This is a genomic window from Fructilactobacillus fructivorans (genome assembly GCF_000814735.1).
Lineage (GTDB): Bacteria > Bacillota > Bacilli > Lactobacillales > Lactobacillaceae > Fructilactobacillus > Fructilactobacillus fructivorans.
Genome location: NZ_JOJZ01000009.1, coordinates 198182 through 210971 on the forward strand (window position 1 = coordinate 198182; position 12790 = coordinate 210971).

A 12790-nucleotide genomic window follows, 5' to 3' on the forward strand; every position below is an offset into this window, starting at 1 on the left:
TCAACGAGAGTGACTTTTTATTTATCCAATCTATTTAACACGATGTTTCAAATCACGCCATGCCAAGACAGCAGCGGATGCAATGAAGCCAAGTCCAATCAATTCTAAGAACGTAGAAGCTTTTTCACCGGTTTGTGGCAAAGTCTGCTTATCCTTCTTGGAATTTTCTTGGGCTGAACTCTGTGCTTTCCGAACCGTTTGGTGACTTTGTGACTTAGAAGCCACTTGGTTTTCAGAATGATCGGTTTTGGTAACGGAAGTTTCCTTTTGAGAACTCTTATGATCATTCGAAGTAGCTTGCTCACCGTTATTAGTTGATTTAGTAGCAGTTGAGTTACTGTCCTTGTTGACACCCTTACTACCAGGCACTTCTGATTTAGCAGCCGGTTTCTTTGGTGTCTCTGGAACGTTTTGAGCATGGTTTTCTGGAACCATGCTTCCATTGTCGCCAGTTGGTTGATTAGGAGCTACTGGTTGACTTGGAACTTCGGGTCTCCCACTTGGTTGGTTTGGTGCAACTGGGTTGCTACCGTTATCATTACCACCGTTGTGATTTGATGTACTTGGGTGTTCCCCGTTTCCATGATCTCCACCATTGTTATCTGGAGTGGATGGATTGTTATTGCCGTTGCCATTGTTACCAGGCTGATCAGGCTTGGAGCCGTCTTTAGCAAGCACCGTTACGGTCACAACTAAAGTGTCCCCATTTGAGGCCGTGATAGTAACCGGATATTGACCGGGAACCTGATTGTTAACTTTCGAAGTATCAATCTTAGTAATTGTAGCTTCGGTTCCATCCTCATTAGTGGCAGTGGCGCCATAAGTAGCTGGATCAGTTGGTACCTGATCGCCAACGTAGATGGTGGCCCCGTGTGCCTTTAAGCCGGATTGGTTAGCTAGGACGGTTACCGGTACGAAAAAGGTCTTCCCGTTTGAAGCTGTAATGGCAACCTGATATTGACCAGGAACCTGATTATTGACATTTGAAGTGTCAATCTTAGTAATCGTAGCTTTGGTTCCATCCTCATTTGTGGCAATGGCACCGTAAGCAGCTGGATCGGTTGGCACATTGTCACCAACATAGATTGAGATCCCATGCGCTGTGATGTTAGCTTGATTGGCAATAACCGTTACCGTGACTGTCATACTCTGACCATTTGCGGCCGTGATGGTGACTGGGTATTGGCCAGGAATCTGATTGTTAACTTTAGAAGTATCAATCTTAGTAATTGCTGCCGTGCTTCCATCTGCGTTGGTAGCTGCCGCATTGTAAGCAGCAGCATCCGTTGGTACCTGATTGCCAGCATAAATGGTAATTCCTTGAGCATGGATTGAGGATTCATCTTGAATTGGATTTCCCCAAATCCATGTTCCTGGATGAGCGTTTCCATCAGCTAACTCATTTGAAGGTAATGCATCTTTGTAAGGAATGACTTTCCCATTGGCATCAACTTGAACCCAACCAGCGTATTGTGATGGGACGTTTGGTAAATTGGTAGAAATACCTAAAATCGTATTTTTCCCTAATTTGAGTTCACTTAAGTTAGAATCATTAGCAAGCATATTGGTTGTATCAGCTTTTCTAGTATTAAAGCTAGAAAGATCTAGACTTTGTAAGCTGTAACAATCAGCAAACATACTGTTCATCGCAGTTACATTACTAGTGTCCAGTTTGTTTAAACCGTCAATTCGACTTAAGAGACGGTCATTTTTAAATGCGTTGTAGAATCGGGTAACTTTGCTGGTATCAATGCCACCGAGGTTAACGTATTTAAGCTGTGTTCCGGTCTTGCCATCCAAACCGGCATCGGTATAAAACATGGCGTCCATATCGGTGACGTTACTGGTGTTCATACCCGTTAAATCAAGTGACTTTAGAGAATGATTATCTAAGAACATGTTAGTCATCTTGGTACAGTTCGAAGTATCAAGATTATATAAATTTTGGTAATCCTGTACGCTACTCCAATAGGCAAAGAGACCATTGGCATCGTTAACTGAGACTTTCGAATTAAAGACTACGTGTTGAACTTGAGCGTGATTAGCTTCTAACCAGCTATCATAAGCAAATTCATTACCAAGGTTCCCGCCTTCATTAAATGAGAGCGTTCCAGTTTGTTTATTGTAAACATAATTAGCTGTTCCCCAAGTCCCGTTAATTGTGTCATTAACAGCCTGTTTTACGTTGGTATGATTAGCCTTAAACTGAGATTGGACAACATTTGCTTCACGATTATCAGATAAATTAGCTTGATCGTCAGCTTGATTCTCCGTCTTCTGATCCGATTTTTCTGGAGTAACTTTTGGTTGATCCTGCTCAGCCTTAACTGGGTTAGTCTGGTTCTTTTCATCTTGTTTGTCAGTATTTTGGTCTGACTTGTTACTTTGCCCTGTTACTTGTGAATCAGGTTGGGCATTTTGATCATTAGTTGTTTGATTCTTAGTCTGAGAATCAGCTTGTTTGGCCGTTTGATTATCGGCCTGGTTATCAGTCTTTTGATCGTTTGACTGTTGCTCCTTAGCAGGTTGATTACTTACATCTTTTGATTGTTCAGTCTTAGTATCTGGAACTGGCTGAACTTGTTTAGAATCACTGGGCTGAGCATTCTGACTCTTTTGCTCAGTTTGTGGTTCTTCTTTGACACTACTTGTTACTTGTTGACTAGACTGATTGTCCTGCTGCTGTGAATTGGCAGCTGGAACTTGATCTGTCTTGGTTACACTGTCGTTGGCAGGTTGCTCTGACTTAACCGGAGCAACGTTCTGGCTCTGATCAGCCTGATTGGCAGTGCCACTGGCTGCTGGTGCTTCAGTCTTAACGTCACTCGTGGCTGGCTGACTAGCACTATCAGCACTTGCACCGATGGTCAAACCGCCAACGGTCGTGAGGGTCACAATCCCTGCGACCATCCACCGTTTGCCGGCTTTGTACATCTTAAAATGTTTCTTAGGCTCCCTATTTTGCATGAAACTTCCTCCTACGCTTTCAAACACATCTTGTGAAATGATAATGATTAACACATCACTACTAGGACACAATTAATATTAAGTAATTACTTAATACTTCAAAAGAATAACGCGATTATACATAAACTCGAAGAAAAATGCTCAGAGTAAAGAAAGACAAAGTGTGAACAGCTTAGAGGGGTAAGACTTTCAGCACATAATAATGACAAAATGTAACCTACATAAAAACGTTACAATAACTAATTATTGTAACGTTTAGGGTGTTTTAATGGCTAAAATTAGTTCAAAACAAGATGATTTTCATAATAATCTGATAAATATTGTTTGTTATAAATCCACATTACATAGTGGTTTCGTCAATCACAAATTATGCTTAAATAAGTAAAGAAAAATATTTACCACAATGTCTTGCTAATTTCAAATTACTAAATTAAACGATAGTTCAAAATGAAATCGGCTCTAGTGATAGTCACTAGAACCGATTTTTAAAAGCAAGAAGCTATTTATTGATAATGATAAATAAAATAAATTTTGTATACAATAGAATAGAAAAGGTGTTTTAAATGCACTTACATTAGTGTATTGTAGTATATGTAGTAAGGAGGTGATGAAATTGCCTCATTTGAAAATAAAAAAGCCACGAATAACTAAGTTAACCGTCAAAATAAACTTAGCAATCATAAGCTTTAAAATTGTTTTTAAATGGTAATTCATTAAGGAGCGATTGCGCTCGCTCCTTACTACATTTTTATTATAACACATCAATGTTGGAGGTATTCTCATGAAACCTAAGAAATGGAAAATTGGAAAGCACTTAACCATTGAAATGTTACCACATAAGCCCACGTGGAAAGATTGGTTAGGATTAGCCTTGGTCATTTTAATTATTGCCCTAATTATATGGTGGTTAATCTAGCATTAAGCTTAAGACTAAAAAACCAGTGCTTAAAGCGCTGGCTTTTTATTTACTGGAATAAAATAAACACTTTTGATTGTCTATTTTTATTTAAAACAATTGTATCGTAAGAAATTTTAGAGTATTATCAATTATGTAAAATAATTAATAAGAAGAAAGGACTTACATCATGAGTAAATTTATTAAAAAAGATAATTATAAAGCAATTAATGATGACGACCACCAGTCGCCCACTAGTCCAGTAAGATTACATAAAAGTTGGCTAAAAGTCATCACTGGAAGCACTCTGGTCGCATCCGGAATGTTGGCAGTGGGAGCCTTCAACAATTCGGTTAGTGCCGATGACCAGGCTCAACCCACTAATCAACAACCAACTAGTCTTTCCGAAACTCCTCAAGGCAATCAGAACCAAGTTGACAATGATAAAGCAGCCGTCGACCAAGCCCAAAAAGACGCAGCTAACGCCACTCCTGATAATATCAGGAAGACCCAAGATGAAATTAATCAAACTGGGAACGACGTTAAAAAGGACCAGAGCCGGGTTGACCATGATCAACAAGCCGAAAGTAATGCCCAAGCCGCGGTAGAAAAGGCGCAAAAACACACTGAAAACACTCAACATGATCAAAACCAGGCCCAGAGCGATGTCAACAACGATCAAAATCAGCTTAATCATGATACCGATGGCGCTAATCAAGCCCAAAATGCCGTTGATAACAACGAACAGAGCACCAAGGATGCTCAACAAAAACAAAATCAAGCTGAACAACAAAAATCTGATGCCCAGGACAACTTAAATAACTTGGACAAGTGGCAGGCCGCAACCAAGAAAAAACACGACGAAGCTGAAAAGGACGCTGCTAACGATCAGAATGCCATTCATCAAACAAACCAAGACATTAATAATGCGCAAGACCGAGTTAATAATGATAACAAGTCCATTAACGACGCCCAATCTCAACTAAATGATTTGAACAAGTCCAAGCCCGCTTTTGAACAGAACATTCATATTCCCGCGGGAATGACTTTACAGGGCTTTCAACAATGGAAAAAACAACATCCGAACGAAAACGCCGCAGATTGGTTTCACCAATTTGATAAAGCGGCCATGGCTAATAATCACTATCAACCTAGTGACATTGCCAAACAAGATGAGGTCATAGTTGGTACAAACAATACAGGACAAACAATTCCACAGTTCACAAATTCTCAGTACTCAGATATAGAAGAATACATCAATTGGCTCATTAACCAAATGCATCACCAGTTTGGCACCGCCAACGTTGAAATTGGTGGGTGGGGAATGCAACAATTTATCAATAGTCTACTAAACGGTTACAACCAGGACGGCTGGAATGTTGGTAAAAACGGATATGATGTGAACGCCATTAATAACGCGGCAGCTGACAGTGGCCTTCTGACCTATCTCGGGAGGAATGGTTATGAAACCGTTGCTTCTGGTTACATGAACTTCACCAATTTCACCACCATGGACGCTATCTATTCAAGGTTATACAACATGATTATGAACCTGACGTTTAATGACAGTAATTCATCAGACAGTGATGAAATGAACCTGTTAGGTATCGATCCAGCTACGGGTAATGTTAATAACAGCAAATACATGGGCGTCGGCATTGATAACTACGGCCAAATTCACCTCGTTTTTGTTAATCCAGCCCAAATTCAAAATGCTAAACAATTTAATGAGGTAACCGCCCACATCCCAACTCCAGCTACCCTGCAACGCCAAATCGATGATACTTACGAATTAATTTCGGACTACCACAAAGACTTAAGCCACGATTTGCAAACCCTCCAGAACGCACATGACAAACTGGCAGCCCTCCAAAATCAATTAGCTAATGATGTCAAAGCGGCCAAGGAAAACAATCCCGCTCAATGGTCAACTGACATTAACAAGGCGAAAGCTGAAATTAACGATCTTAACCATCAAATCTCAAAGCAGCAACAGATTATCAACAATAACAACGCTGCCCTTCCAGGACTGCAGCACAAACTAGCTCAGGCAAAACAACAGGTAGAAAACGACACCAACCAACTCAATAACGATCAAAACAAGTTGCAAAAGGCCACTGCCGCTAACCAACAAGCCCAAGATGATTTAGCTCGTGCCATCCAAGACCTGATTAACAAGCAAAATGAGCTTAATCGAGCAGAGCAACAACTGCAAGCTGACCAGGCAAAACTAATCGCCCTCCAAAAGCAACTGATTGATTACCAAAATGAAACAAATAAATTAGCTAAAGCCAAGGCTCAAATGGCTTCGGACAAGGCTCAGATAGCAAAATGGCAAAAACAGGCTGCAGCAAAACAGTCCGAAAGTAACAAAGCAGCTCAGAAAGTTAATAATCAAATCATTAACCACGCCATTGATCGAGCACAACAAAATACCAAGTCACGGGTGGCATACATCAACCAACAAGATTCGGTTCATCCTGAAAACATCAAGACCAACGTAACTGGTGCCACACCAATAAATAGTGGTCAATATCGTCTAAGTAATCATGCAAAAGTAAACCTAACTGCTTCCACCTTTGCTTATCAACCAACATCGACTACTAATGATACGAAAAATATAGCGCACAACGGTCAACTTCCACAAACCGGACAATCTAACACCACTTGGTTGTCAATCATCGGATTGTTAACAACATTGATGGGAATCTTTGGATTAGCTGGAAGCAGACGTAAATTCACTAAATAATCCTTCAAATATTTATACACTAATAAGCCCTAGTGAAGATCACTAGGGCTTATTTTTTGATTTGTTTGATAATTGGAAATTCACATTTATTTTAAATAATCGAAATTCATGAACAAATTCTCCGTAGTCTACGTATTTGTCTATAGAACAATAAAAAAGGAGAAATACTATGGAACTAAATGAATTACCATTAAATTTATGTGAACCGATGAAAAGAAAGATGAGGAATGAATTTGCCGTGGACATCAACTCCATTCTGCCATCGCAGGTGAACAGAAAGTTGACCACTTACTCAGTAAATTGGAACTCCTTACTATTATTAATTGACTTAAAAGACAAAAATAGTCAATTTAATTCACTGGTGGTTGATCGTGTCTCTGGTTTTACCTTGGTAAAGCAAACTACCAACGTTTTAATGAAAGAACTATGGAAAGACAACCGCCTGTCACTTACAAAAATCAAAATGTTGGCAGCTTATTGTAAGATTAAGAAAAACATCCCATACGTCCGAAAAGACGTTCAATTGCTACGACTGAAACCGATTGATCATTGTAAGCGCAACACGTCTTGGATCGCCTATCATAACCTCCACCATGTCATCCGAATGGGTGATGATCGATTAGAGATCTACTTTAATGATCTTGCCACCCCGATTTATATCGATGGTACTTATTCATTTATTAAAAAGCAGGAAGAAACTTCTTATAAGATTAGAAGTATGGAGGAAATGATCTGCAATCAGGTTAATAATTTGTTTGGGTACCAGAAAAATTGCCATTTTAACTATCAGTCTCCAGATAATGATGATTATTTCGCCGATCTAATGAAATTAATCAAATAGCCACAATACTATTATAAAAATTAATAGAAAAAGAGCACCTTACTAATTATGGTAAAGTGTTCTTTTATTAACCAATTTCCAAAATTCTTAAAAAACGATAACCACTCAAATAAGCATATGTCCATGAACATATTAATAATCATCATCAGCCCAAATGCCTTGATATAACTGGTGTTAGCAAACATCATTCACCCTTACATGTGACAAATTGAGCCTGATGTCATTTATTGAAAATGTAATAATTCCTTTTTGGAAAATAATTCAAATAAAAAGAACTATATCAATTATATTAAATTCAAAAGATACAGTTCTAATATTAATTTGATTAAATCCCTAATGGCGTGAAGATCTATTTATAATGTCTTGTCTGAAGTACTTTACGTAATTCATCATCCACAGCATAAATATATAAACCATGTACTCCTCTCGTCATCAAAACATTTAAAGCATTTTTTAACATACTTTCTGAAACATTTACCTTCTTAGCAGATCCATCTTTATACTTTTCAGTTCTCTTTTGTGTAGCATTACGATCGCAACTCTGACTTGAATCGAAAATCACTTTGCCATTCCTATACTTTACAGAAGGTCCAATAATAACACCAACATAATTCAAATCAAATCCTTGAATGGTAAATGTTGATCCAACTTCTTGTAAACTATTTGGCGTTTCAGCCCAAGATTGTTCATTATTATTTTTAGTAACCTGACGATTCCAAGGCATAGAAAAATATCCACCATTATATGAAAAATGTACATCCCAGTACCTAGAATTTGTGGGAGAATTTTTTTGATTATAAGGCCAATCAAAAGTCGCCACCATTCTTGATAACCCATAGTTTTTATCATTATTTTTTTCAACAATTTTTTCATACATTTTCTTAGGATTATCAAATATCCTTAAGTCATAATTGGGATCATTAGGAATTTCATCAATTTTCTGCTTATATATAAAAGCATCAATCCATGCCATAGTTTTAGGGCTAGCTTTCATTCTCATTTGTGTAGAAAGATGAATATAATTATGTTCACTCTCTACCTTAGAAATCATTGAATTTAATTCGTTAGAGTTAGTGTAACTTTGTGTCCTAATCATTTGATTTTTATCAAAAACTAAAATCGTTATTCTAGAACGATCGATAATATCTTGTAATTGATTATTGCCTTTATAAGCTTGTTTACCTTGAGTCCAAAGTAAATGGCCCTCATCAATAAGAGAAATATCCACTAATCCTCCTTTAGGATCATGATGATTAATAAATGTTGTAGGTTTTTGGACTATTTCTTTTTTCTTTTTCTCCATTTTTAACTTAAGTGCAATTTCATCATAAACTTTAACTTGTTCATCGTTGTTTACAAGCATAAATTCACTTATGTTTTTAAATTCACGACGCGGATACTGTTTATATAATTGACTTATTAAATAAAAAATAGAACTCAATAAAACTGTTTTTCCAGCACCTGCATCTCCATCAACAAGAATCAATTTATGTTCTCTGGATGATAAATCAACAAGATTTTCAGCAATTTTATTCATAATCATATTCTTATATTTATTTTGCTCATCATTCAACTTATGAAACGGAGATGACTTAAAAATAGCAGTTTTTTCAATTTTAGATTTTGCTGGGAATAGATAAGAATTTTTATTCTCTAATTCATTCCAAATTTCATCAAAAATCTTCGGCATTTCATCAGAAGTAAAATATTTACTTTGCGGATTTTCTCTACGATTATTAATCTGTGCCACTGCAGGAGAACCAGTTAAATAAAGCATCATTTGATTTTCAATATCCATTGTTAACGATTTATTAAAATGTTCATGACCAATAACTAACATTTTTGTCGTTTTAGACTTATTTAATTCTTCAAAATCTTCCCTATCTTCATTTTTTAAATGTTCCTTAGTACGTCGATCAATATCATTAGTTTCCCCAACATATACTTTAAACTTATGAGACTTAGGATCCTTATCATTTAAGATATATACAGTTGGATAGTCTAACATTAATTCCCTGTCAAAATCTTCGTATGATTCGGATAATGATATTAAGCCAGATTCACTATAACGAATTTCTTTAATCAATGGAAAATCTTTAATATGTCATACCTTCTCTATTAAATAATTAATGTTAAACAAATCATTACTCATTTTACGTATATTAACTAATTAATTCTAACATTAATTAGTTAATAATTTAACAAAAAATAAAGTTCGTTCTTAATATTAAGAACGAACTTTATTAATACAAGTAATTTATTTCATTTTATACACTTTACTCTCATACGCCCTCAACCTCTTACCAGCATCATCAGCGTAATTACCAATCAACCTTTCTGCATTTTCATGTACCTTATAATCCCGTTCTACCACATGATCAGTAAAATTACTGATAACTAACAAAGTTTCACCTTGATAATGACGCTTGTAGGCAAAGACTTCCTGATCGTCTGGATCTAACAATTCAAAGTCACCTTCGATGATAATGGGGTTATCCTTCCGCAATTCAATTAACTTCTGATAGTAAGCAAAAACGGAGTTTGGATCATCGACTTCATCTTTGGCGTTAATTTCCTTATAATTTTTGTTTACCGAAAACCATGGTGTACCAGTGGTAAAACCAGCGTTTTTGGAATCATCCCACTGCATCGGCGTTCTCGCATTATCTCGTGACATATGAGCCAAGTAACTCATCATCTTGGTTGGGGAAACGAACTTCTCTTTTTTCACAAATTGATCGTAGGCGTTAATCGTTTCAATGTCTTCGTACTGAGTCAGGTCTTCCTTGTGAGCGTTGGTCATCCCGAGCTCCTCACCCTCAAAAATGTACGGTGTTCCTTGCATCATGTGCAAAGTCGTTCCTAGCATTTTGGCAGCAAGTTCACGATACTCTGGCTTATCCGTCGCAAACCGACTAACAGCACGTGGTTGGTCATGATTACTCCAGTACAGACTGTTCCAGCCCTTGCCGTGCAATTTGGTCTGCCAGTTGTTAAAGACTCGTTTTAAATCGGTCAACTTAATGGGTTGATCATTCCACTTTCCTAGTCTTTGGTCTGGATTAGGCGAGAGTTCCACGTGCTCAAACTGAAAGACCATGTTGAGTTCATGCGCGTCAAAACCGGTGTATTCCAGTGCCTGTTCCGGCTTGGTTCCTGACATCTCACCAACGGTCATGATGTCATACTTTGACAAGACGTCCCGATTCAATTCCTTGAAAAATTCGTTCAGTCGAGGACCATTCAGGACACCCGCTCCCGGAGCGGAATATTTTGCATTTTCAGGTTTTGGCATGTCTGGTAGTCCCTGGGGCTTAGAAATCAGGTTGATGGCGTCCATCCGAAAGCCGTCAACCCCTTTATCCAGCCAAAACTTCATTAGGCTCTTAACTTCTTCTCGAACCTTCGGATTCTCCCAGTTCAGATCGGGTTGACCGTCCGCAAAAAGATGGAGGTAGTACTGACCCGTTTGTTCATCGTATTTCCACGTTGAACCGTTGAAAAATGAACCCCAGTCATTTGGCGCGTGGCCCTCCACTGGATCACGCCAGTAATAGTAATCACGGTACGGATTATCCTTGGACTTTCGGCTCTCTTGAAACCACCTGTGCTGATCGGACGTGTGATTGACCACCAGATCCATCACAATCTTAATTCCGAGTTCATGAGCTCGGTCTAACAGTTTTTGAAATGATTTCATATCACCGTACTTGGGATTAATCTGGCGATAATCCGAAATGTCGTAGCCGTTGTCCTCTTCGGGTGAGGCATAGATCGGATTGAGCCAGATCACGTTCGCACCCAACTTCTTGATGTATGGCAACCGTTCTCTGATTCCGTCTAGGTCACCGACTCCATCACCGTTACTGTCCTGAAAACTTTGTGGGTAGACTTGATATACAACTGCGTTTTTCCACCATTGATTCTTTTTCATTGATTTTCACCTCGTGAAATTAAATTTAGTTATCATTGATTTCAGATTACCATACAACTTCCACTTGTTCAGCCCTTATTTGGCAATTAATTCAAACAATTATTTTTCAGAATAAAAGCCCTTGCTTTCCCATTTGAAAACGCTTACTCTTATTGTAGAACTAACATCAGATAAAGTGATTTTTAAGGAGATGTTTGCGGTGACCAAAAAAGTAATTTCAACCAACAAGATCATTAGTGATTTAACCAGTAAATTTAAAGATTTATACCAACAAAAACCAACCAAGGCGTACTTCGCCCCGGGTCGAATCAACCTGATCGGTGAACATACCGACTACAATGGTGGCTACGTCTTCCCGTGTGCGATCAGCCTTGGAACCTACGCCTTAGTGACACCAAGGACTGACAATCAGGTCAAGATCTACTCGACGAATTTCTCAGAAACGGGAATTAATACGTTTCAATTAGACGACCTGAATATCAACCGTGATGACGGCTGGATCAACTATCCCAAGGGCATGTTCAAGGCCTTTGCCGACAAGGGACACCAGTTGGACCACGGTTTTAACATCCTAATCTACGGTAACCTACCGGACGGATCCGGTTTATCGTCCTCGGCTTCCATCGAAATGCTATTCGGCAAGATTTTAAACGACCAATTCGGTGACGTCTTCTCCGGACCCGAACTGGCTAAACTCGGCCAACACGTTGAAAACACCGACATCGGGGTCAACTCGGGCATCATGGATCAGTACGCCGTTGAGATGGGACAGAAGAACACGGCGATCCTGCTGGACACGAACACGATGAAGAGTGACCTGGTCCCGATTAAACTCGGCAACTACAAGATTGTCATCATGAACACCAACAAGAAACGGGGCTTAAAGGATTCCAAGTACAACGAGCGTCGCAAGGAATGTGAAGAAGCCCTGGCCCTTGTCAATAAGGTCGCCGACTTCTCCTCGTTTGGCGCCATGAGCAACGACGAATTCGACGAGTACACGTACACCATCAACAACGCCACCCTTTTGAAACGTGCTCGACACGCGGTCTCCGAAAATCAACGTACTTTGCGTGCTGTCAAAGCCCTACGGAACAACGCAGTGGACGAATTTGGGCGCCTAATGAACGCGTCGCACATTTCACTAGAATACGACTACGAGGTCACGGGGCCGAACCTGGACACGTTGGTTCACGAAGCCTGGAAGAACGGTGCAATCGGAGCCCGGATGACTGGTGCGGGCTTCGGTGGTTGTGCAATTGCCATCGTTCCCGCCGACCAGATTGATCGTTTTATTAAAAACGTTGGCGACACGTACAACTACCGCTTCGGCTACGACGCTGATTTCTACATCGCTAACATCGCCGACGGACCACGAGAAATTCAGATTTAGGGTCGGTGAAC

The 12790-nt window shown here is 39.1% G+C and carries 7 protein-coding genes; 4 read left to right on the plus strand and 3 right to left on the minus strand.

Annotated features, from left to right (window positions below):
- Positions 1-30: 30 nt before the first annotated feature.
- Positions 31-2967 (minus strand): BspA family leucine-rich repeat surface protein, encoded by a 2937-nt coding sequence (locus tag LfDm3_RS01575; protein ID WP_039143478.1) that lies wholly within the window; start codon positions 2965-2967, stop codon positions 31-33.
- Positions 2968-3748: 781 nt separating this feature from the next.
- Here LfDm3_RS01575 and LfDm3_RS06960 point away from each other — a divergent pair.
- The 3 genes from LfDm3_RS06960 (at position 3749) to LfDm3_RS01585 (ending at position 7452) form a co-directional block, all read left to right on the plus strand.
- Positions 3749-3883: a hypothetical protein gene (locus tag LfDm3_RS06960; protein WP_010022262.1), complete on the plus strand. Its 135-nt coding sequence runs from the start codon at positions 3749-3751 to the stop codon at positions 3881-3883.
- A gap of 169 nt (positions 3884-4052) precedes the next feature.
- The gene (locus tag LfDm3_RS01580) at positions 4053-6611 is read left to right on the plus strand and encodes an SEC10/PgrA surface exclusion domain-containing protein (RefSeq protein WP_039143480.1); all 2559 of its coding nucleotides are present in this window, start codon (positions 4053-4055) and stop codon (positions 6609-6611) included.
- Positions 6612-6780: 169 nt separating this feature from the next.
- Positions 6781-7452, plus strand: coding sequence for a hypothetical protein (locus LfDm3_RS01585; protein WP_039143483.1), 672 nt, complete (start codon positions 6781-6783; stop codon positions 7450-7452).
- Between the two features lie 349 nt (positions 7453-7801).
- Here LfDm3_RS01585 and LfDm3_RS01590 read toward each other — a convergent pair whose 3' ends face one another.
- Both LfDm3_RS01590 and LfDm3_RS01595 read right to left on the minus strand, forming a co-directional pair.
- Positions 7802-9538, minus strand: a complete 1737-nt coding sequence (locus LfDm3_RS01590; protein ID WP_225349297.1) for a DUF2075 domain-containing protein — start codon at positions 9536-9538, stop codon at positions 7802-7804.
- Positions 9539-9709: 171 nt separating this feature from the next.
- The gene (locus LfDm3_RS01595; RefSeq protein WP_039143488.1) at positions 9710-11386 is read right to left on the minus strand and encodes a glycoside hydrolase family 13 protein; all 1677 of its coding nucleotides are present in this window, start codon (positions 11384-11386) and stop codon (positions 9710-9712) included.
- Positions 11387-11576: 190 nt separating this feature from the next.
- Between LfDm3_RS01595 and LfDm3_RS01600 the strand changes: the two genes are divergently transcribed.
- Entirely contained in the window at positions 11577-12779 is a 1203-nt protein-coding gene (locus tag LfDm3_RS01600) for a galactokinase (protein ID WP_052236559.1), read from the plus strand.
- Positions 12780-12790 lie beyond the last annotated feature (11 nt).

What these genes read in the sequence shown, in the direction of transcription:
- LfDm3_RS01575 (WP_039143478.1), bottom strand. Translation starts at nt 2,967, where the DNA reads ATGCAAAATAGGGAGCCTAAGAAACATTTTAAGATGTACAAAGCCGGC.
- LfDm3_RS06960 (WP_010022262.1), top strand. Translation starts at nt 3,749, where the DNA reads ATGAAACCTAAGAAATGGAAAATTGGAAAGCACTTAACCATTGAAATG.
- LfDm3_RS01580 (WP_039143480.1), top strand. Translation starts at nt 4,053, where the DNA reads ATGAGTAAATTTATTAAAAAAGATAATTATAAAGCAATTAATGATGAC.
- LfDm3_RS01585 (WP_039143483.1), top strand. Translation starts at nt 6,781, where the DNA reads ATGGAACTAAATGAATTACCATTAAATTTATGTGAACCGATGAAAAGA.
- LfDm3_RS01595 (WP_039143488.1), bottom strand. Translation starts at nt 11,386, where the DNA reads ATGAAAAAGAATCAATGGTGGAAAAACGCAGTTGTATATCAAGTCTAC.
- LfDm3_RS01600 (WP_052236559.1), top strand. Translation starts at nt 11,577, where the DNA reads ATGTTTGCGGTGACCAAAAAAGTAATTTCAACCAACAAGATCATTAGT.